The sequence below is a fragment of the Microbacterium schleiferi genome, from assembly GCF_038150145.1.
GTDB lineage: Bacteria > Actinomycetota > Actinomycetes > Actinomycetales > Microbacteriaceae > Microbacterium > Microbacterium schleiferi_B.
Genome location: NZ_JBBWSA010000001.1, coordinates 372,088 through 393,339, shown reverse-complemented (window position 1 = coordinate 393,339; position 21,252 = coordinate 372,088). Strand labels below are relative to the sequence as shown.

16 protein-coding genes are annotated in these 21,252 nt (G+C 67.0%); 7 read left to right on the top strand and 9 right to left on the bottom strand.

Annotated features, from left to right (window positions below):
- Nucleotides 1-63: 63 nt before the first annotated feature.
- Nucleotides 64-348, bottom strand: coding sequence for a 2TM domain-containing protein (locus AADH62_RS01735; protein WP_341577996.1), 285 nt, complete (start codon nt 346-348; stop codon nt 64-66).
- Nucleotides 349-544: 196 nt separating this feature from the next.
- On the opposite strand from AADH62_RS01735, the gene AADH62_RS01730 reads away from it, so the two are divergent.
- Nucleotides 545-2,470 (top strand): anthranilate synthase family protein, encoded by a 1,926-nt coding sequence (locus AADH62_RS01730; protein WP_341577995.1) that lies wholly within the window; start codon nt 545-547, stop codon nt 2,468-2,470.
- Nucleotides 2,471-2,500: 30 nt separating this feature from the next.
- Here AADH62_RS01730 and AADH62_RS01725 read toward each other — a convergent pair whose 3' ends face one another.
- A complete protein-coding gene (locus AADH62_RS01725; protein ID WP_341577994.1) occupies nt 2,501-3,820 on the bottom strand; it encodes a M50 family metallopeptidase in 1,320 nt (439 codons plus the stop codon).
- A 64-nt stretch (nt 3,821-3,884) separates the two neighbouring features.
- Between AADH62_RS01725 and AADH62_RS01720 the strand changes: the two genes are divergently transcribed.
- The 4 genes from AADH62_RS01720 (at nt 3,885) to pflA (ending at nt 9,097) form a co-directional block, all read left to right on the top strand.
- The gene (locus tag AADH62_RS01720) at nt 3,885-5,531 is read left to right on the top strand and encodes a UDP-N-acetylmuramoyl-L-alanyl-D-glutamate--2,6-diaminopimelate ligase (protein WP_341577993.1); all 1,647 of its coding nucleotides are present in this window, start codon (nt 3,885-3,887) and stop codon (nt 5,529-5,531) included.
- A gap of 33 nt (nt 5,532-5,564) precedes the next feature.
- Nucleotides 5,565-5,828: a GlsB/YeaQ/YmgE family stress response membrane protein gene (locus AADH62_RS01715; protein ID WP_228177678.1), complete on the top strand. Its 264-nt coding sequence runs from the start codon at nt 5,565-5,567 to the stop codon at nt 5,826-5,828.
- A gap of 184 nt (nt 5,829-6,012) precedes the next feature.
- On the top strand, nt 6,013-8,283 hold the full coding sequence (gene pflB / locus AADH62_RS01710) for a formate C-acetyltransferase (RefSeq protein ID WP_341577992.1): 2,271 nt from the start codon (nt 6,013-6,015) through the stop codon (nt 8,281-8,283).
- 1 nt (nt 8,284) lies between these two features.
- Nucleotides 8,285-9,097, top strand: coding sequence for a pyruvate formate-lyase-activating protein (gene pflA, locus AADH62_RS01705; RefSeq protein WP_341577991.1), 813 nt, complete (start codon nt 8,285-8,287; stop codon nt 9,095-9,097).
- On the opposite strand, the gene dxr is transcribed toward pflA, so the two are convergent.
- Both dxr and AADH62_RS01695 read right to left on the bottom strand, forming a co-directional pair.
- Nucleotides 9,091-10,176 carry a 1-deoxy-D-xylulose-5-phosphate reductoisomerase gene (gene dxr, locus AADH62_RS01700; RefSeq protein WP_341577990.1) on the bottom strand — a complete coding sequence of 362 codons (1,086 nt, stop codon included), beginning with the start codon at nt 10,174-10,176 and terminating at the stop codon, nt 9,091-9,093. The two genes, pflA and dxr, sit on opposite strands and share 7 nt — an antisense overlap.
- A gap of 48 nt (nt 10,177-10,224) precedes the next feature.
- The gene (locus tag AADH62_RS01695; RefSeq protein ID WP_341577989.1) at nt 10,225-11,175 is read right to left on the bottom strand and encodes an FKBP-type peptidyl-prolyl cis-trans isomerase; all 951 of its coding nucleotides are present in this window, start codon (nt 11,173-11,175) and stop codon (nt 10,225-10,227) included.
- 188 nt (nt 11,176-11,363) lie between these two features.
- Between AADH62_RS01695 and AADH62_RS01690 the strand changes: the two genes are divergently transcribed.
- A complete protein-coding gene (locus AADH62_RS01690) occupies nt 11,364-12,080 on the top strand; it encodes a lysophospholipid acyltransferase family protein (RefSeq protein WP_341578024.1) in 717 nt (238 codons plus the stop codon).
- Between the two features lie 9 nt (nt 12,081-12,089).
- On the opposite strand, the gene AADH62_RS01685 is transcribed toward AADH62_RS01690, so the two are convergent.
- Nucleotides 12,090-12,572: an OsmC family protein gene (locus AADH62_RS01685; RefSeq protein ID WP_341577988.1), complete on the bottom strand. Its 483-nt coding sequence runs from the start codon at nt 12,570-12,572 to the stop codon at nt 12,090-12,092.
- Between the two features lie 52 nt (nt 12,573-12,624).
- On the opposite strand from AADH62_RS01685, the gene AADH62_RS01680 reads away from it, so the two are divergent.
- A complete protein-coding gene (locus tag AADH62_RS01680) occupies nt 12,625-13,614 on the top strand; it encodes an asparaginase (protein ID WP_341577987.1) in 990 nt (329 codons plus the stop codon).
- 6 nt (nt 13,615-13,620) lie between these two features.
- Here the strand turns inward: AADH62_RS01680 and AADH62_RS01675 are convergent, their stop codons facing one another.
- The 4 genes from AADH62_RS01675 to AADH62_RS01660 form a co-directional block, all read right to left on the bottom strand.
- Complete coding sequence (locus tag AADH62_RS01675; RefSeq protein WP_341577986.1) at nt 13,621-16,425, bottom strand: FtsK/SpoIIIE domain-containing protein; 2,805 nt, start codon at nt 16,423-16,425, stop codon at nt 13,621-13,623.
- 95 nt (nt 16,426-16,520) lie between these two features.
- Complete coding sequence (locus tag AADH62_RS01670) at nt 16,521-17,297, bottom strand: PP2C family protein-serine/threonine phosphatase (RefSeq protein WP_341577985.1); 777 nt, start codon at nt 17,295-17,297, stop codon at nt 16,521-16,523.
- Between the two features lie 106 nt (nt 17,298-17,403).
- Nucleotides 17,404-19,425: an ABC transporter ATP-binding protein gene (locus AADH62_RS01665; protein WP_341577984.1), complete on the bottom strand. Its 2,022-nt coding sequence runs from the start codon at nt 19,423-19,425 to the stop codon at nt 17,404-17,406.
- Nucleotides 19,422-21,155, bottom strand: coding sequence for an ABC transporter ATP-binding protein (locus AADH62_RS01660; protein WP_341577983.1), 1,734 nt, complete (start codon nt 21,153-21,155; stop codon nt 19,422-19,424). The genes AADH62_RS01665 and AADH62_RS01660 overlap by 4 nt, the downstream gene beginning before the upstream one ends.
- Nucleotides 21,156-21,252 lie beyond the last annotated feature (97 nt).

Genomic DNA, 21,252 nt, shown 5'->3' with positions numbered 1-21,252 from the left:
GCACGGGACCAGCCTACGCATTCCGGCTGGGTGGCAGGCCGAGGTCACCCAGGTGGGTCGGCGTTACTGCAGCCGACGCATCTCGTCTTGGATCTTGCTCTCGGTGAGGGCGCCGCGCGACGGTCCGTAGGCGCGGATGCCCGCGAAGGCCACACCGATAGCGATGCCGGCGATGGGCCACACGGGCCAGAAGCCACCCATTCCGGTGAGAGCCCAGATCAACACGAAGAACAGAGAGAGCACGACCCAAGTGGCCAAGCTGTACCAGAAACCTTGCTTAGCACGAAGGCTCGCAACAGCGCGCTGGCGCAGGTCGTCGGAGCTGGTGGGATCTTGAGAGTCCGTCATGTCCAGAATCTAGTGCCCGGGAGGTCACCACACTAGAGAGCGCCGCTGTCTGAAGCCCGCCTGTGGTAGTTTCGGCGCATGTTCGCGAGCACCGCATGGTGGCCCACCGTCTGAGGCGGTGTGCTCGTTGATCCTGAGACCGCCCCCGGGGCGGTCTTCTTTGTGAGGGTGGCCGCCCCACGACGAAAGACCGACCATGACCGGCACCGCCCTTCCCCCGCTCGCTGGGCTCGCAGCCAGCGACCTCCCGTTCGCCATTCTCGCCCGCGACGCTGACACCGTCGAGGTTCTCACCGGCGACGTGGTCGATGTCGAGCTGCTGCGCGACATCCCGCTCCTGTCAGCCGACGGGACCCCGCGGGAGGTACTCGCGCTCGTTCCCTTCCGGCAGGTGCGAGAGCGCGGATTCGCCTGCCACGATGACGACGCCCCGCTGCGGTGTCTGGTGATCACCGAGCGTGCCACGTATCCGCGCGACGAGGCGCTGGCCGTCCTTCCTCACGACGAGATTCCGCTCCGAAACGCCGGGTTCGACATCGACGACGAGGCGTATGCCGATATCGTGCGTCGGGTCATCGCCGATGAGATCGGGCGCGGCGAAGGGGCCAACTTCGTTATCCGTCGCGATTTCACGGCCGACGTCGACGCTGACCCACGGGTCGCGGCGCTCGCCTGGTTCCGCGCCCTGCTGGAGCACGAGCGCGGCGCCTACTGGACCTTCGCGGTGGTGACCGACGGCCACGTGGCGGTCGGAGCAAGTCCCGAGGCGCACGTCAGCGCCGAGGCTGGCGTCGTCACGATGAATCCGATCTCGGGAACCTTCCGCCACCCCGAGGGCGGAGCCACCGTCGACAACCTCAGCGAGTTCCTGCGCTCCACCAAGGAGACCGAGGAGCTGTTCATGGTCGTCGACGAAGAGCTCAAGATGATGAGCGCCGTGTGTACCGACGGCGGGCGCATCACCGGCCCTCACCTGAAAGAGATGTCGCGCCTCACGCACACCGAGTACATGCTGCGGGGGTCGAGCAAGCTGGACCCGCGCGACATCCTGCGCGAGACCATGTTCGCGCCTACGGTCACGGGCTCTCCCATGCAGAACGCGTGCACCGTGATCACCCGGCACGAGACGACTCCGCGCGGCTATTACTCCGGGGTCGCCGCCCTGTTCACGCCGCGCACGGATGCAGGAGTCGGCGCGATCGCAGAGACGGTCACCCACGACCTCGACGCCCCGATCCTCATCCGCACTGCCTACATCGAGAACGGACGCCTGCGAGTGCCCGTCGGCGCCACGCTCGTGCGCCACTCCGACCCGTACGGCGAAGTCAGCGAAACGCACGGCAAGGCGGCCGGTGTGCTGGGCGCGATCGGAGCGATCCCGCGCGAAGCCCAGCCCGCTGTCGTGACTCTCGACGAGGATGCCCCCACTGCTGCACCCAGGCGGCTGGCCGACGATCCGACGATCGCCGCGCTCCTGGAGTCCCGGAACGCCCGGCTCGCTCCGTTCTGGCTGAACCCTCAGGAGCCGCTGGGCTCGGGGCCGTTTGGGGGGCGCCGGGCGCTAGTCGTCGATGCCGAGGACCGTTTTACAACGATGCTCGCGCACCAGCTGAGCCACCTCGGCCTGGATGTCGCTATCGTCCCCTGGGATGCCGTGACCGATGACGAGGTAGACGCTGCAGAGCTGCTCGTCTCAGGCCCGGGTCCCGGTGATCCGCTGGATCCCTCGTCGCCACGGATGGCGAGACTGCGCGAGATCATCGCGCGGCGCCGCGCAGCATCCGCACCGCTTCTCGCGGTGTGCCTGAGCCATCAGATCCTCGCGAGCGAACTGGGCATCGAACTCGCTCCGCTGGCGCAGCCTCATCAGGGCTTGCAGCTGACCGTCGATGTCTTTGGCCAGCCCGCCTCGATCGGTTTCTACAACACGTTCACCGCGCGCTGCGCCCCGGGAACAACGATCGCCGGTCTCGAGATCGCGGCAGACCCTGCGACAGGCGATGTCTACGCCCTGCGCGGCACGGGATTCGCCTCCGTGCAGGGCCACCTGGAATCGATCCTCTCGCGCGACGGCATGTCGACCCTGCACCAGCTGATCGGATGGGCACTCGACCCGGAGTGACATCCGCGGCTGGCCCACGGCGCGACTCTCTTAGCCGAAGAGGGAGATCGGATTGACCAGGTCGGCGATGATCAGGATGCCGCCCATCACGATCAGGGCGATGACAACGACGAAGGTCAGCGGCACGAGTTTGGTCGCGTCAATCGGTGCGGGTTCGGCGCGACCGCGAACGCGCGCCCACCAGCTGCGGATGCCTCCCCACAGCGCGACGGCGATATGACCCCCGTCCAGCGGGAGCAACGGGATGAGGTTGAACACGAACAGCGCGATGTTCAGCGATGCCAGGAGCGAGAGGATCACCGCGACGCGGTTGACGACCGGCGCATCGGTTGCCGCAACCTCACCCGCGATCGCGCCAGCACCGACGATACTGAGTGGCCCATTCGGATCGCGCTCCGCGCCGGTCACCAGGGACGCAGCCGTTTCGTAGACCTTCACGGGAAGCTGCACGATGATCCCGGCGACTGCGCCGACGTTGTCGACCGCGGCGATGGGGCCGGACCAGATCGGCTGGCGCACGTAGTCGACAGTCCCGGTGACGCCGATGACTCCAACCTGGGTGTCGACGGTCTGACCGTCCTCATCGACCACCTGACGGGTCACGGTGTCGGGGGTCACCGTCAGGGACAGACGCTGGCCTCCGCGGTCGACCACGATCGGCACGCTCTGGCCGGGAGCGGCTTGGATGAGGGCAGCCGCCGCGGCGAAGTCAGAGACATCCTGTCCGCCGACCGACACGATGACATCGCCGGATTGGATGCCTGCCGCCGCCGCAGGTGAGGGCGGATCGCCGGCCTGGCACTCTTGGCCAGCCTCGGCGGGGACACACGTGCTCACCGTTGCGACGGTGTTCGTCACCGTCTGCACACCGATGCCGCTGAGCACGATGGTCATGAGGAAGATCGCGAACACGAGGTTCATGAGCGGACCACCGAGCATGATGATCACGCGCTTGTACACCGGCAGTCGATAGAAGACGCGGTCATCGTCTGCGCCGTTGAGCGTCTCGTCGTTCGCAGCGCGGGCATCCTGCACCATCGTCGCGAAGAAGCCGCCGCCGGCACGACCTTCGACTGCCGAACCCTCGGCTGCCGCAGCGCGGGCAGCCGGCGAGGGAGGGTACATACCGGCCATCGAGATGTAACCGCCGAGCGGAATCGCCTTCACTCCGTACTCGGTCTCACCTCGGCGACGGGACCACAGCGTGGGTCCGAAACCGACCATGTACTGACCGACCCGCACGCCGAATCGCTTTGCGGGAACGAGGTGACCGATCTCGTGCAGCGCGATCGAGATCGCCAGGCCCACCACGAGCACGACGACACCGACGATGAAGGCGACCACATCCACGCCGCCACGCTATCGGCTCTGCCTTTGAGTCAGCCCAGTGCGCGGGTGAGAAGATGGAGGCGCCATGACGACAGATCCCGCGAACCTGCCGCCCGTGCTCCGGCCGCAGAACCCGCCCGTGCACCGCCTCGCGGACCTCGCGGCATGCCTCGGAGCCTCGATCGAGCGCCGCAGAGGCGACGTCGGAGCTCCGGATGCGGCGGCCGACGCCTCGGCATCCGTCACCGGCCTCACCCTCGCGACAGCCGACCTCCGGCCCGGCGACCTGTTCGTCGCGGTCCAGGGCGGGACGCGCCACGGCGCGGAGTTCGCGGGCGACGCGGCAGCGCGAGGAGCTGTCGCTGTCGTCACGGATGCCGCCGGTCGCGAGCGTGCCCTGGGGAGCGGCCTGCCGACGATCGTCGTGCCCGACCCGCGCGGGATCCTCGGAGCCCTGTCGGCCTGGGTTTACGCGACCGGGGCTGACGACACACTTCCGATCCTGTTCGGCACGACCGGCACGAATGGCAAGACGAGCGTGTCGCATCTGCTGGAAGGCATCCTCACCCAGCTCGGCGTCACCTCGGGGCTTTCATCGACAGCCGAACGCCACATCGCCGGCGATGTCATCGTCTCCCGCCTCACGACTCCTGAGGCCTACGAGATGCATGCCCTCCTCGCCCTCATGCGCGAACGCGGCGTCGAGGCCGTCGCCATCGAAGTCAGTGCTCAGGCCCTCAGCCGGCAGCGGGTCGACGGCATCGTGTTCGACGTGGCCGGGTTCACCAACCTCTCGCATGACCACCTCGACGACTATGCCGACATGGCTGAGTACTTCCAGGCGAAGGTGCCGCTGTTTCGCCCCGACCGCTCGCGCCGCGCCGTGATCTGCCTCGACTCCGCGTTCGGTGCGGACGTCGTCGCAGCCTGCGAGGTACCGTACGTCACGATCGTCACCCCGGCGATCGCCGCCGATCCGGATGCCGCGACAGCCGCCGACTGGACGGTCGAGATCCTCGACGAGCTGCCCGACGGCACCCGATTCCGCCTCTCGGGGCCCGAGGGTCGTTCGCTCTCGACCACGGTCCCGGTGATCGGCCGCCACATGGCAGCCAACGCAGCCCAGGCGATCGTCATGATCTTCGAGGCAGGTTACGACTGGGCCCGCATAACCCAGACCCTCGACGACGGGGTCATCCGCGCCCACCTCCCCGGGCGAACTGAGCTCGTGTCGGGGCCGTCCGGGCCCGCCATCTACGTCGATTTCGGCCACTCTCCCGACGCCTTCGAGAAGACCCTCGCCGCTGTCCGCCGCGTCACGCCCGGCCGGGTCCTCATGCTCTTCGGCGCCGACGGCGATCGCGACAAGAGCAAACGCCACGACATGGGCCGCACCGCCGTCGAGGGCAGCGACATCCTGGTCATCACCGACCACCACCCGAGGTTCGAGGACCCCGATTCGATTCGGGCGACCTTGCTCGAGGGCGCGCGGCGAGCGCGACCGGATGCCGAGATCTACGAATACTCGCCCCCCGAGCGAGCGATCGTCGAGGCCGTGGCACTGGTCGGCGACGGCGACGCGATCCTGTGGGCAGGACCCGGCCACCAGGACTACCGCGACATCCGCGGCGTGCGAACCCCCTATTCGGCCCGGGAGCTGTCACGTCGGGCTCTCCGGGACGCCGGTTGGCCGGTTCCCGAGCCGCGCTGGCATGTCCCCTACCCCGACTGACCCCGACATCGCCCGATTCGAGAGGATCTCCCCGTGGGATTTTTCGCTTTCGCCATTCTCGGCATTCTGACGGGCATCATCGCCCGCATCATCCTTCCCGGAAAGCAGGTCGGCGGCTGGTTCGTCGCCATTCTGCTGGGCCTGCTCGGCGCCATGGTCGGCGGGTGGATCGCGGGGCTGTTCGGGCTGGACGTGTACACGACGTTCTGGAACTTTTCGGGCTGGGTCTTCGCACTGATCGGCTCGATCGTGGTGCTGCTGCTGTTCGGGCTGATCTTCGGTCGCAAGCGCAGCTGACCTCTTGTGGTCTGACCACAAACATCCGTGTGGTCAGACCACACAGATGTAGCGATTCGTGCATCTTTCGGACGGGTCTGCGACACAGGTCTAGCGTCGGTGTCAGAAGCACTCGCGCGGCGGCGTAACCCGTCGCCGAGACGAGTGACCCACACTTCGACACCCACGAAGGAGATGCGTCACCATGAGCACCGTCACCCCCACCCCCGTCGACCAGGCAGACGCGATCCCCGCAGCCTGGGACGGATTCGTCGCAGGCCCCTGGCAAGACGCCATTGACGTCCGCGACTTCATTCAGCGCAACTACACGCCCTACAGCGGCGACGCCTCGTTCCTGACGGGCGCGACCGAGCGGACGCAGCGAGTCTGGCAGACGCTGACCGCGATGTTCCCCGCCGAGCGCGAGCGCGGCGTATACGACGTCGACGCCACCACGCCCTCGACGATCACCGCGCACGCACCGGGCTACATCGCTCGTGACGACGAACTGATCGTGGGCCTGCAAACAGACGCCCCCCTCAAGCGCGCCATCATGCCCAATGGTGGATGGCGCATGGTCAAGGGAGCCCTGGAGACGTACGGCTACGACGTGCCGGCCGACCTCGAAAAGATCTTCACGACCTACCGCAAGACCCACAACGACGGCGTCTTCGACGTCTACCCGCCAGCTGTCCGGCGGGCACGCAGCAGCCACCTCATCACCGGACTCCCGGATGCCTATGGCCGCGGCCGCATCATCGGCGACTATCGCCGGGTCGCGCTCTACGGAACCGACGCCCTGATCGACGCCAAGAAGGCCGAGCACGCCGAGCTCGACATGCACTTCTCGACCGAGAGCATCATCCGTGATCGCGAAGAGAACGCCGAGCAGATTCGCGCCCTCCAGGAACTGACCCGGATGGCAGCAACGTACGGCTACGACATCGCGCGTCCCGCAGCGAATGCTCGCGAGGCCCTGCAGTGGCTCTACTTCGCCTACCTCGGTGCGGTGAAGGAGCAAAACGGCGCAGCGATGAGCTTCGGCCGTAACACCGGGTTCCTGGATGTCTACATTCAGCGCGACCTGGAGGCCGGCGTCCTCGACGAAACGGGAGCGCAGGAACTCATCGACGACCTCGTCATCAAGCTTCGGATCGTGCGGTTCCTGCGCACGCCCGAGTACGACGCCCTGTTCTCCGGCGACCCGACATGGGTGACCGAGTCGCTGGGGGGCACGGGCGTTGACGGGCGGACACTCGTCACCAAGACGGCGTTCCGCTTCCTGCAAACGCTCTACAACCTGGGCCCGGCGCCCGAGCCGAACCTGACGGTGCTGTGGTCGAACGACCTCCCCCGCGGGTTCAAGGAATTCTGCGCGAAGGTTTCGATCGACACGTCCTCCATCCAGTACGAATCGGATGCCCTCATCCGGGGCCTGTGCGGAGACGATGCGGCGATCGCTTGCTGCGTCTCGCCCATGAGCGTCGGCAAGCAGATGCAGTTCTTCGGCGCGCGGGTGAACCTCGCCAAGACCCTCCTCTACGCCATCAACGGCGGCCGCGACGAGGTCAGCGGCAAGCAGGTCGCTCCCGTGATGCCAGCCGTGGTCGGCGACGTGCTCGACTACGACGACGTGCGCGGCAAGTTCCGCACGCTCATGGAGTGGCTTGCCGCAACCTACGTCGACGCGCTGAACTGCATCCACTACATGCACGACAAGTACGCGTACGAGCGGCTCGAGATGGCGCTGCATGACCGGGAGGTCCTGCGCACGATGGCCTGCGGTATCGCGGGACTCTCGGTGGCGGCAGACTCCCTGTCGGCCATCAAGTTCGCTCGGGTGTCCCCCGTCCGCGACGAGACTGGCCTCGTGGTCGACTACGTCGTGGAGGGCGAGTTCCCCACCTACGGCAACGACGACGACCGTGTCGATGACATTGCGCGGGAGCTCGTGACCGAGTTCATGGAGATGCTGCGCTCGCACCCGACCTACCGAGACGCCGTCCATACCCAGTCCGTGCTGACGATCACCTCGAACGTCGTCTATGGCAAGGCCACCGGCAACACCCCCGACGGGCGCCGCGCCGGAGCCCCGTTTGCACCGGGTGCGAACCCGATGAACGGTCGCGACACGCACGGAATGCTGGCAGCTACCCTCTCGGTCGCCAAGATCCCCTTCGACCAGGCGCAGGACGGCATCTCGCTGACCACGACTGTGGTCCCCGCGGGCCTCGGCCGCACCGAGGATGAGCGCGTCGCGAACCTCGTCGGACTCCTGGATGCCCAGATGGCTGCAGGTGGTTACCACCTGAACGTCAACGTCCTCACGCGGGAAACGCTCGAAGACGCGATGGAGAACCCGGAGAACTACCCCCAGTTGACCATCCGGGTCTCGGGTTACGCCGTCAACTTCGTCCGGCTCACCCGCGAGCAGCAGCTCGACGTGATCAGCCGCACCTTCCACGCGGGGGTGTGACATGACCGCCGTCGCGCTTCCGCAGCCGACGGTCCACGCGGGCCGCCTTGAGACGCACCACGCGCGTCTTGAGGCGGCCCGCGCCGGCGAGGTGGGAAGCGTCCACTCCTGGGAGCTCGTCACCGCCGTCGACGGGCCGGGTACCCGAATGACGCTGTTCCTCTCCGGCTGCCCGCTGCGCTGCCAGTACTGCCAGAACCCCGACACGTGGCTCCAGAAGGATGGAACGCCCACGACGCTCGCCGAGATCGTCACCCGCATCCGCCGCTACGCCGGTGTCTTCCGGGCCACCGGCGGCGGATTGACGATCTCGGGCGGCGAACCACTGCAGCAGTCCGCGTTCGTTGCCCGCATCCTTCACGAAGCGGCTGCAGAAGGCATCCACACCGCCATCGACACCTCGGGCTACCTGGGCCGCAACGCGCCTGACGCGATGCTCGACGATGTCAGCCTCGTGCTGCTGGACGTGAAATCTGGCATCCCCGAGACCTACCGCACGGTCACCGGACGCGATCTGCAACCGACCATCGACTTCGGTGATCGGCTCGCCGCCCGGGGAATCCCCACGTGGATCCGCTTCGTTCTCGTGCCGGGACTCACGGATGCCGAAGACAACGTTGACGCCGTCGCTGAGATCGTCTCGCGGTGGTCGAACGTCGAGCGGGTCGAGGTTCTCCCGTTCCACCAGATGGGTGCCTCGAAGTGGGACCGCCTGGGGCGTGCATACAGCCTGGCTGAGACCCGCGCCCCGGAACCGGAGCTGATCGAACGCGTACGCCAGCAGTTCCGCTCGCGCGGCCTGACGACCTACTGACCTGAGCGCACGAGCTCGGCCGCCCTGCGCCAGGCCCACTGTTCGGCCTCCGCAAGGCTCTCGCGGGTGAGCGATGACGGCGCATCATGGGCATCGACGACCCGCTCGACGGTCACGAGGATGTCGAGGAATCCGATGTCCCCGTAGTGGAAGGCATCCACAGCTACCTCGTTTGCAGCATTGAACACCGCCGGGTATGTGCCTCCGGCGCGACCCACGCGCTTTGCCAATGCGACGGCAGGAAAGGCGGTCTCGTCCAGTGGCTCAAAACTCCAGGTCGTGGCGACGCTCCAGTCGATGGGCGCACCGACTCCGGCGATGCGATGCGGCCAGTCCAGGCCGAGCGAGATCGGGAGGCGCATATCGGGCGGGGATGCCTGGGCGATCGTGGAGCCATCAGTGAACTCCACCATCGAGTGGACAACCGACTGCGGGTGCACCACCACGTCGATGTGTGCGTAGGGCACGTCGAACAGCAGGTGCGCCTCGATCACCTCGAGGCCCTTGTTGACCAGGGTCGCCGAGTTCGTGGTGACGACCCGACCCATGTTCCAGGTCGGATGCGCGAGCGCTTCGGCGGGCGTCACCGACTCGAGCGCTTCGCGGGAGCGGCCACGGAACGGGCCGCCTGAGGCGGTCAGCACCAAGCGGCGGACCTCCGCCCGGTCGCCGGAGCGCAGCGCCTGCGCGATGGCCGAGTGCTCAGAGTCAACCGGCACGATCTGGCCCGGCTGCGCGAGCGCTGTCACCAGTTCGCCGCCGACGATGAGCGATTCCTTGTTCGCAAGCGCGAGCGTTCGACCCTCCTCGAGAGCCGCAATGGTCGGCCCGAGGCCGACCGATCCCGTGATGCCATTGAGAACGACGTCAGCCTCGACATCACGGACCAACTGCTCTGCCTCACGGATGCCGACAGCCGTGCTGTCAACACCGAACTCTCGGGCCTGCGCCTCGAGCACATCGCGCTGACTCCCGGTGGCAAGGCCCACGACCTCGAACCGGTCCCGGTTGCCCCGAATGACATCGAGCGCCTGTGTGCCGATCGACCCGCTGGAACCGAGAATGATGACGCGGCGCATGCGCTCAGCCTATCGAGGGCCTCGCGCTGCGCCGCGTCAGTGCAGTGCTCAGCCCGCAGCGGGCTCGGTCGAAATGATCTCCACGACGAAGACGAGAGTCTCGCCGGCCAGCGCGTTGGTGTTGGTCACTGACGCTTCGCCGTATCCGCACAGAGGCGACATCGACACGAGGACCGTCGAGCCGACCTTCTGTCCTTCAAGTGCTCGCTGGAAACCGGACACGACCTGCGTGGTCTGGAAGGTAGCGGGCGAGCCCTTCTCCCAACTGGAGTCGAAGACGGTGCCATCGCTCCACTTCACGCCGGTGTAGTTGACCGTGACGCTGTCACCGGGCTCGACGACGGCGCCGTCACCCTCGGTGAGGACGTCCACGACGACCCCGCTGGGCGGGTCGGATGCGGGGATCGCGATGGCGGGTGCACCGCTCTCGTCGAAAGCCACGGTGGGCATCGCGGCGTCTGCGTCCACAACCTGGCACCACTGATCAGCCGGCGTCACGTCAAGCACATCGAGAACGTAGACCTGCGCTGCAGTCTCGCCCTGGCCAGGAACTGCCAGAACGATCCGGGATCCATCCGTTGCACATCCGAAGAACTCATCGATACCCGTGCCGACCTCCACCGGAATCGGCGCGAGCGGCGCGGCCTCGTCATACCCCGCAGAATCCACCTGAGCTCCCGTGTCACCGTCGAAGACGGTGAGGGCGTACGAGACATACGCCCCGTCTGTCAAGGCAGTTCCATCGCCGGTGATGGCGACAGTCCGCTGCAGTGCATCAACAGCGATGGGGGTCGAGAACGAGGCGGTGGGGACCTGTCCGAACTCGCCCTCGACTGTCACGGACTCGGAAACGGGGCCCGACTCTGCAGCTGCCGCGCAGAGTCCACCGTTATTGACGGTTGTCGCCGTCGGGTCGCTTTCGGCAGCCGATGTACAACCAGCCAAAAGAAGTGCCGCGGTCGCGGCGACGGTCAGGGCAAGAAGGGAGCGTGAGCGCACAATGGTCCTCTGCTGTGGGCGGATCCCCCATCCTTTCGCACAATTCCTCTGTCTCTGCTGGGAATCACATTCTCCGCGCCATTCCGATCGGGGAATGAAAGCGGCGGTAGCCTCGACGGGTGACCGTCGACCCCATCGCCCCCGCAGCTGAGGAGCCCCCCAGCGACGGCACTCGGACCCGTCGTCGCATGGGTGTCGCTTATGTGCTCGGGCGTACGGTGATCACGCCGCTTGCCCGTCTGATCTATCGACCGCGAGTCGAAGGCAAGCATCTGGTACCCCGAAGCGGTCCCGTCATCTTCGCGAGCAACCATCTCTCTTTCATCGACTCGATCGCCATCCCGGTCGCTGCGCCGCGTCAGGTTCACTTCCTCGCGAAGTCCAGTTACTTCGAGGGTTCGGGGCTCTCAGGGTGGGCATCGCGACAGTTCTTCACGTCGATCGGGGCGATCCCTGTTCGCCGCGGTGCGGGCCAAGCCGCCCTCGATGCGCTCGACCAGCAACGTGCCCTCCTCGAGGCGGGGAGCGCCGTCGCGCTGTATCCGGAGGGCACACGCTCGGTCGACGGTCGCCTCTACAAGGGGCGCACGGGAGTCGCCTTCCTCGCGCTCCAGACCGGCGCACCCGTTGTTCCCGTAGGCCTCATCGGCACGGACAAGGTCATGCCGAAGGGTGCGACTCTGCCCTCCCCGAAGCACCGCATCACTGTCAAGTTCGGTGAGCCGCTGGATCTGTCCCACCATGGCCACGCCTCCTCGGGTCGCGCCCGCCGAGGCGCAACCGATGAGATCATGGCGGCGATCCATGCCCTGTCGGGTCAGGAACTCGCTGGCGCCTACAACGAGGTCCAGCCGCAGTCGCCCATCGAACGCATCAAGCAGGCACTCCCCCACGAGCGCCGCTGACCGGCGGGCTCAGGTGTCGACCCCTGCCACGAGTGTTGTGGGGCGATGGTGGACCGGAAAGTTCACCGAGTTCGCGATGAAGCACCACTGGGTGGCCTGGTGGTGGGCAGCCTCGGCGGCGGATCGCATGGACTCGTCAGCCACTGTCACGACGGGGTGTAGCGTCACCTCGCGGAAGCTGCCGCCGCCGCGACCGTCTTCCACCATGACTCCGGTCGCGGTATCGCGGTATGCGACGACCACGACCCCCGCTTGCACCGCGGCGTGCAAGTAAGACAGCAGGTGACACTCGCTCAGGGCCGCAACGAGGAGGTCCTCCGGGTTCCACCGCGAAGCATCCCCACGAAACGGCTTATCGCTCGAGGCCAGAAGCTCCGGCTTTCCCTCGATATGCAGCGTGACGTCCCGCGCATAGTCGCGGTAACCAGTGGTACCGACACCCCGGTTGCCGGTCCATTCGGCGCGAACGGCGTACTCGTGTTCACCCAGCATGGGCCCAGTCTGGCATCGCTGTGCGCACCGATGCCCCGGATAGGCTGTGGGAGTGCCTGAGACGTTCCGTGCTACCGCTGCCGTCGAGCTCGCGCGGGTGGAGCGAGGCGGATTCGTGGAGTCACGCCATGCCGGGGCGGCGATCGTCCTGAATCCCGATGGTCAGGTCATCGAGAGGCTTGGTGACACCGATGCGCCCATCCTTCCGCGGTCGTCCCTGAAGCCGATCCAGGCACTGGCATGTCTCGCGTCGGGGGCGCAGCTCGAAGGCGAGACGTTGGCGCTCGCGACTGCCAGCCACGCGGGAACCGACCGGCACGTCGCCGTCGTCCGCGACATCCTCGACGCCGCCCGGCTGGACGAGCGGAGCCTCCAGTGTCCGCCTGCCTGGCCGTCCGATACGACCACACGAGATGCCCTGGTCCGCGCCGGAGGAGAGCCCGAGAGGCTCCGCATGAATTGCTCGGGAAAGCACGCGGCAATGCTTGCGGCGTGCGTCGCCCAGGGGTGGGACCTTGCCACCTACCTCGACCCCGAGCATCCGCTGCAGGTTCAGATTCGCGAGCTCGTCGAGCGGCTGACCGGAGAGCGCGTGCAGGCATCCGTCGTCGATGGATGCGGCGCTCCCGTTTTCGCCCTCACCCTGTCGGGCCTTGCCAAGGCAGCGCACCGGATCGGCGGTTCCTCGGAGCGGTCGCCGTTCGCGCTCCATCGCAATGCGGCGGCGCTGGTCGCGGCAGTGCGCCGGCATCCCTGGACGATCGACGGCCCCGGCCGGGCCGACACGATCACGATCGAACAGACCGGGGTCTTCGCGAAGGGCGGTGCCGAAGGCGTGATGATCATGGTTGCGCCGGATGGGACCACCGCAGCCCTCAAGATGCTCGATGGCTCGGCCCGGGCCTCATCCATCGTCGCGCTGCGTCTTCTCGAGCGAGCTGGCGCGCTGAGCGCCGCCGAGGTTTCGCGCGCTCGGGACGAACTGCCACTGCGGGTCCGCGGCGGCGAGCGCGACGTCGGCGTCATCTCTCCTGCGTTCTGACCTCGATCATCCAAGGCGCACCCGCCTGACGTCGCGTCCGGGCTCGAGGAGCCATCCGCGCGGAGCCCCCGGCAGGCACAGCGGAGGAAGGTCTCGTCGTCCGGTGAGGATGCGGTACTCCCCCGAGCATGACGGATCGATCAAAAGCGGGCCTTGTGCGCGCAGGGTCGTGAGCGCGGCCCAGAATCGCTGCCACTGCTCGGGTTCAGCACGCACGACGAGCGAGCGTTCCGGCTCCATCGTCGGTGGGCTGCCCCCGGCGAGCGCGTCATCGGGGCTCATGACCACCACGTCACGAGCAAGCCATTGTTCCTGAGTGCGCTTAGCGCCGGAGGTGGCGCGCGTAACCCAACACGTCAGTCCAGCGGGCGGTAGCCAGGAGGGCGGATGCGGCGCTGCTCCGCTCCGCGCAGAAGTTTCAGCCCGGAACACCTGTACGAGCGTCCCGCCGAGCCGACCTCGACCCGGCGGAGCTGTGGGGTCGTGGTGGCTCGGCGCTCCGCCGGCGGCGAGGTAGTCGGTGCGTTGGGCGTGGCGAAGCAGGAGCCGGCGCGGCATCAGGTCGGCGATGCGAGCGAGCGGCGCCGTGAGGCGTTCCAGACCGAGTAGGAAGGGACGTCCCTCCCCAGAAGAGCGGACTATCGTTTCGAGGAGGCCGGCGGCTGCGTGGGCATAGTCCAGTGGAAGCGCCGCCAACAGGGCGTCGGCCTCATCCACCACGACGGCGCCGTGCCGTGAAACCGCAACGCGGTTCAGGGCGTCCCAGGCTGCTTCGAGATCACCCGCATCTATCCACGCATCCACCCGATCCAGCTGCGCCGCGAGGGTATGCAACGCCGTGGTCACTCCCGAGCCCGCGGTGCCGATGACGCACAGTCCCCTTTCGGACCGCGCCAGCCCAATAGGCTCCTGGCGCTGCAGGTGAGGTTCGTCAGCGATGCCGATAAGCAGCACCTCGTCGTCTCCATTGTGACGGGGAAGCGGGACTTCGGCCGGGAGGGGTTCGAGCCACGGCGCCTGCACCCGTGCACCGTGGGCGCGGGCAGCGAGCTCAGACACGAGCTCATCGTCTGCCAGCGCGACGCGAATCGGCACCGGACGCTCGTCTCCCGCCCGTCTCACGTGGGCTGTGCCTGCGCTACGCGCTCCTGCCGGCATCCGTTGGGTGGCGTCATCTCCGAGCATCAGACGGCAATCGGCGGTATCGGCGGCTCGCAGAACGACGCGCAGCAGACAGTTCGCCAGGAGTGCCTCTCGAAATACCCCGGTGGCGCGCTGCGTGCCGAGGATGACATGGATGCCCAGCGCCCGCCCCCGCGCCGTGAGGTCGATGAAGAGGTGGGCAAGCTCGCCGTGAGAGCTCAGCAGCGTGGCGAATTCGTCGACGACCACGACAAGTCGCGGCAGTTCGGTCGTCCCCTCGGCGATGTCACGGATGCCGGCTGCGGCGAGCACACCTTCACGGCGACGCACCTCCGCCCGCAGGCTTTCAAGACCGCGCGCTGCCGCAGTCGCATCGAGGTCGGTCAGCACACCGGTGACATGCGGGAGGCTCCGAAGGGACGAGAAGGCGGTGCCGCCCTTGAAATCGGCGAGGACGAACACGACATCCTCGGGCGTGTGATGCGCCGCAAGGGAGACGACCCAGGTTCGTAGCAGCTCGCTCTTGCCGCTGCCGGTGGTACCGACCACCAGCGCATGCGGCCCGTCGCTGACCAGATCGAGGCAGAACGGTCTCGCACCGGACGTGCCGATGACACCCGCGAGCGTTCGGGAGCCCGCGACAGGCGGTGCCACAGGGCGCGGGTCGAGCAGACCACCCAGCGCCAGCTGGCTATCATCCGGCGCCGTCGGCGCACTCTTCGCGCGCAGCGAGCGCGCCAGACGGCTCGCCTGGAACTCCGAGAGAACTTGCGGATAAACCTCGGTTGTGGCCCCGCCGGTGTCCAGGGTCGCGCGCGCTGCTCCGGTGGGCGTCTGCCCGACGAGCATCCGAACCGCGGCGCCACCCCCGTTCCCGACGAGGATCGCAGCGTCGGCAGCTCCCGCGGCGCCGTCCCATCCACTCGACAGCCCCAGCGCGACGCGGCACTGACCTGGGGTGACGCGGTGCGGAAGCTCCTCGACCCAGGCGAAGCCCTCCGGAACGTCGCCGACGATCTCGAGCCGACCCGGCGGATGGACCAGGCAGAGTTGTACGATCATCGCGCGCACGACACCGGCAACGAGCGGCTCCGGCCCGTCCACTCCGAGGCTGCCGTGCAGCGGCACCACGATCGGAGCATCCCGCATCGTCGGTCTTGCCGCGCCCAGCGCCGTCGTGGTGCTCTCGGGCGCGGACGCCTCGGCGCGGAGGCCCGTAACCTGCGCGGCAGTCAGTTCCATCGGCACGTCGCCGCTTCCGACCACCAGGTGCCCCTGGCGACCGAGGACTTCCCGCCAGACTTCTGCCGGTTCGTCAAGAAGACGGCGGATGTCGGGCGAGCTCCGCCACGCACGGTCGCGTTCATGAGACACCGCCTGCTCGATCGCCGCACGCAGCGAGGCCGAATCCGCCTCGGCTATAGCATCGTCCCGGCGCCCCGCACGCCGTGCCGCCCACATGCGGTCACCGAAGCCTGCTACTGCCATGAGTGGCGCAAGGGCGGCGAACCACAGACTCAGGACAGACCCGGTCACCGCCCACAGGGCCACTGCCCCAAGCACCGGCACCGCCGTCGCGAGAATCGGAAGGCCTGTCGCGCCGCGAGCGGGGCCGCGCGAGCGCTTCACGGATGACCGGCGAGGTGCGGTGCCAGACGATGAACGCATGACCCCAGCCCATCATTGGCTCCAGCGCGGCCACGGTACCGGGCCTGCCATCCTGCGCGACCGGAGAGAACGCCGTGTTGGGGAGGAGCGGAGCCTCAGGCGCCGGGGACGCGAGCGACGTTCACGACGACGATCGAGATGTTGTCTCGTCCGCCGTTCTCGAGCGCGGCATCAAGCATCGCTTCGACCGCCGCCGCCGGCTCGGGGTGCTCGACGAGGAAGTGCTGAATGCCGAAGTCGGTGAGCTCCTTGGTCAGTCCGTCGGAGCAGATGACGAATCTGTCACCGTCAACGACGTCGAGACGAACGTAATCGGGTGTGACGCTCTCGCTCGGCCCGAGAGCCCGAGTGATGACGTTGCCGTACGGGTGGTTCTCGGCCTCTTCCGGGCTCAACCGCCCCGAAGCGATGAGCTCCTGCACGACCGAGTGGTCTGTCGTGACCTGAACGATCGCGCCATCGCGCAGCAGGTAGACCCGCGAATCCCCGATGTTGAGGGCGACCCAGGATGCCTCAGCCCCCGACACATCCAGAAACAGCCCGGTCACTGTCGTGCCGGTAGCCTCGTCGGTTGCTTCCGGGCGAGCGGCGATGTCTTTCACCGCTCGAGCGAGGGCCTTCTCGATCGCTTTCGTGGAGACCGAGCCGGTGTCGGCAACCGCGTGAAGGCGTTCGACAGCGCTCGCGCTGGCGATCTCACCGCCGATGTGACCGCCCATTCCGTCGGCGACGACGAACAGCGGGTACTCCGCGAGGACGGCATCCTGATTGATCTCACGCCGACGGCCGGTATCTGTCACCGCGGCCCACGCGAGCTCGAGGCGATCGCGTGCCAGGTAAACGGTGCGGGAATGGGCGGAAACCTCGGCCACGCGACCCTTTCCTCGTCGTTGTCGGTATCGGTGCCAGGCACCGACCGTCACATCCTAATCGAACGTCACGTCCCGAGCGGGGACATACCCGACCGTGGATGCGTCATCACCCGTTCTCGGTGGTCTCGGCGCCCTCATCGGCGGGGGCCTCGAATTGTGCGTTGTAGAGCGCCCAGTAGGCCCCCCTCGCACGCAGCAGCTCCTCGTGCGTCCCCTGTTCGACGATCGCGCCGCTCTCCATCACCAGGATGAGGTCGGCATCCCGAATCGTGGACAGACGGTGTGCGATGACGAACGAGGTGCGGTCACGCCGCAGGCGAGACATCGCGCGCTGGATCAGCAGCTCGGTGCGGGTGTCGACCGACGAGGTCGCCTCATCGAGAATGAGGATGCGAGGATCCGCGAGAAACGCCCGCGCGATCGTGACGAGCTGGCGCTCCCCGACCGAGAGATTCGTCGCCTCGTCATCGAGCACCGTGTCGTACCCGTCCGGCAGGGCATGAACGAATCGGTCGACGTATGCCGCCGAGGCTGCCGCCACCAGCTCTTCCTCGGTCGCGTCCGGCCTCCCGTACGCGATGTTCTCTCGGATCGTGCCAGCGAACAGCCACGTGTCCTGCAGCACCATGCCGGTGCGCGCGCGGAGGTCATCACGCGTCATCCGTCGCGTATCGAGACCCCCGCCCGGAAGCCCCGCCGCAGTGTCGAGCAGAATGCCGCCCTCATCCACGTCGTAGAAGCGCATGACGAGGTTGACGAGAGTCGTCTTTCCCGCGCCCGTGGGTCCCACGATCGCGACAGTGCTTCCGGATGCCGCGCGCAGGCTCAGATCATCGATGAGCGGCGTGTCCGCGACATAGCGGAACGACACGTCGCGGAACTCGAGCGTGCTCGCGTCGGCCGGAACGGTCTCGGCGGGCTCCGGATCGTCGGTCTGCTCGGGCTCGTCCAGCAGCTCGAACACCCGCTCGGCGCTTGCCACCCCCGACTGCAGCAGGTTCGCCATCGATCCGAGTTGGCTCAGGGGCTGCGTGAACTGCCGCGAGTACTGGATGAAGGCCTGCACGTCTCCGATCGAGAGCATCCCCCCGGCAACCTGCAGCCCGCCGACCACCGCGATAGCGACGTAGACGAGGTTCCCGATGAACATCATCGCCGGCATGATGATCCCCGACAGGAACTGTGCCCCGAAGCTCGCGCGGTAGACCTCCTCGTTCTCGGCGGCGAAATCGGTTTCGGCCTCACGCTGGTGGCCGAAAACCTTCACCACCGAATGCCCCGAGAACGTCTCCTCGATGCGGGCGTTGAGAACGCCCGTCGCCCGCCACTGGGTGACGAACAGCGCTTGGGAGCGGCGTGCGACAAGAACCGTCACCACGATCGTGAGCGGAATCGTCACAAGTGCGATCACCGCCAGCAGCGGCGAGATCACGAACATCATGATCAAGACGCCGATCACGGTCAGGAGCGAAATGACGACCTGCGACAGAGTCTGCTGGAGGCTTTGACCGATGTTGTCGACGTCGTTGGTGACGCGGCTCAGCAGCTCCCCGCGCTGCACGCGGTCGAAATACGACAGCGGCAGGCGGTGGATCTTCTGCTCGACCTCGATGCGCAGCCGGTGCATCGCGCGCTGGACGACGCCGTTCAGGATGCGGGCCTGCAGCCATCCGAACAGGCTCGCGCCGACATACACGGCGAGCACGAGCAGCAGGAGTTGACCAAGGGCTGCGAAGTCGATACCCGCACCCGGGGTGAAGGTCATCGTCGAGAGCAGGTCAGCCTGCTCCTGTTGACCGTTCGCAATCAGCTGGTCCATGATCTGCTGTTGTGTGGTTCCCGGAGGAACATCCGAGAACTGGAGAGAGACGAACCCGGCGAAGACGAGGTTCGTCCCCTCCCCCAGGAGCTTCGGTCCGATCACCGACAGCGCGACCGAGAACACGCCCAACACGATGACCAGGATGAGGAGCGCGTTCTCTCGGCGCAGATGCGCGAGCAGTCGCTTCGCGCTCGCGCCGAAGTTCTGAGCTTTCTGGACGGGCATTCCCATCCCGCGCCCCATAGGGCCACCACCCATCGGACCGCGCGCGGGAGCCGCGCCTGCAGCGGGACGTGGCGCGCTCATGCTGCTGCCTCCGCCGAGAGCTGGGAATCAACGATCTCGCGGTAGGTCTCGCAGGTCTCCACGAGGTCCTCATGTGTCCCGATGCCGACGATCCGGCCGTGGTCGAGCACCACGATCTGGTCGGCGTGCTGAATCGTCGAGACTCGCTGGGCAACGACCAAGCGCGTAGCGTCGGGGAGCTCGGTGTCGAGCGCCCGGCGAAGCGCGGCATCCGTTCGCAGATCGAGGGCTGAGAACGAGTCGTCGAAGATGAAGATCGGCGGGTTCTTGACGAGGGCTCGCGCTATCGCGAGTCGCTGTCGCTGCCCGCCCGAGACATTCGTGCCTCCCTGCGCGATCGGCGCTTCGAGCCCGAGAGGGAAGGCCTCGACGAAGGAACGCGCCTGCGCAAGCTCGATGGCACGCCACAGGCTCGCGTCGTCGGCAGCGGCATCCCCGTACCGCAGGTTCGACGCGACAGTTCCCGAGAAAAGGAAAGCCCGCTGCGGAACCAGCCCGATCCGCGCCCAGAGGTCATCGGGATCATAGGCGCGCACGTCGACACCGTCGACGCGCACCTCCCCCGCCGTCACATCGAACAAGCGCGGCACGAGCCCGATGAGCGTCGACTTGCCCGACCCCGTCGATCCGATGATCGCTGTCGTCGTGCCTGGCTCGACGGTGAACGTGATGTCGTGAAGAACCGCATCCTGGGCGCCGGGGTACGCGAAGTCCACGTGCGAGAACTCGACCTTGCCGCGCGGCACCGGCGCGCTGGCGGCCTCTGCGGGAGGCTCGACCGAGGGCTCCGTGTCCAGGACCTCGCCGATCCGCTTCGCACAGACCGCGGCGCGCGGGATCATGACGAACATGAAGGTCGCCATCATGACACCCATGAGGATCTGCATGATGTAGGTGAGGAAGGCGAACAACGTTCCGATCTCGACACCGTCGTTTTGCACCTGGAAGGCGCCGAACCAGATCACCGCAACGCTCGAGATATTCAGCACGAGCATGACCACGGGAAACATCAGCGCCATGAGATTGCCCGCGCGAAGTCCCGTCGCCATGACGTCCCGGCTCGCGACGTCGAAGCGCTCGCGTTCGTGGTCTTCACGGACGAAGGCGCGGACGACACGGATGCCGGTGAGCTGCTCACGCATGATCTGATTGACGCGGTCGATCCGCTGCTGCATGACAGTGAACGCAGGAACCATCCGCACGACGATGAGTGAGACCAGGATCAGCAGCACCGGCACGGCTACGGCCATCAACCACGACAGACCCGGGTCTTGGCGGATCGCCATGATGACGCCGCCGATGGCGAGCATCGGAGCCGAGACCATCAGCGTCGCAGATACCTGCACCAGCATCTGCACCTGCTGCACATCGTTGGTGTTGCGGGTGATGAGCGAGGGGGCGCCGAAGTTCCCGACCTCGCGCTGCGAGAACGCGACCACACGGTGGAAGACATCGGCACGCAGGTTCTTGCCCATTCCCATGGCGAGCCGGGACCCGAAGTACACGGCGATGACTGCGCAGACGACCTGTACGAGTGAGATGACGAGCATGAGCCCGCCCGTCGACCAGATGTATCCGATGTCGCCGGTCACCACACCGTTATCGATGATGTCAGCGTTCAGGGTCGGTAGCAGGAGCGACGCGATCGACTGAGCGAGCTGAAAGACGATGACGGCGATGATCAGCGGCCATGCGGGTCGCAAGTATCGCACCAGGAGGGTCCAGAGCACGAGGAGTTCCTTCCACCGGAGAAGGACGGTCGGCTCCTCGCTGACACGTCCTCGCTGACGCTACGCCCGGCATCCCGCGACGGGCAAATGTCTCGGG

Excerpts from the sequence above, each read along its gene's own strand:
- AADH62_RS01735 (WP_341577996.1), bottom strand. The coding sequence starts at position 348 with ATGACGGACTCTCAAGATCCCACCAGCTCCGACGACCTGCGCCAGCGC.
- AADH62_RS01730 (WP_341577995.1), top strand. The coding sequence starts at position 545 with ATGACCGGCACCGCCCTTCCCCCGCTCGCTGGGCTCGCAGCCAGCGAC.
- AADH62_RS01720 (WP_341577993.1), top strand. The coding sequence starts at position 3,885 with ATGACGACAGATCCCGCGAACCTGCCGCCCGTGCTCCGGCCGCAGAAC.
- pflB (WP_341577992.1), top strand. The coding sequence starts at position 6,013 with ATGAGCACCGTCACCCCCACCCCCGTCGACCAGGCAGACGCGATCCCC.
- pflA (WP_341577991.1), top strand. The coding sequence starts at position 8,285 with ATGACCGCCGTCGCGCTTCCGCAGCCGACGGTCCACGCGGGCCGCCTT.
- dxr (WP_341577990.1), bottom strand. The coding sequence starts at position 10,176 with ATGCGCCGCGTCATCATTCTCGGTTCCAGCGGGTCGATCGGCACACAG.
- AADH62_RS01690 (WP_341578024.1), top strand. The coding sequence starts at position 11,364 with ATGGGTGTCGCTTATGTGCTCGGGCGTACGGTGATCACGCCGCTTGCC.
- AADH62_RS01685 (WP_341577988.1), bottom strand. The coding sequence starts at position 12,572 with ATGCTGGGTGAACACGAGTACGCCGTTCGCGCCGAATGGACCGGCAAC.
- AADH62_RS01675 (WP_341577986.1), bottom strand. The coding sequence starts at position 16,425 with ATGCGTTCATCGTCTGGCACCGCACCTCGCCGGTCATCCGTGAAGCGC.
- AADH62_RS01665 (WP_341577984.1), bottom strand. The coding sequence starts at position 19,425 with ATGAGCGCGCCACGTCCCGCTGCAGGCGCGGCTCCCGCGCGCGGTCCG.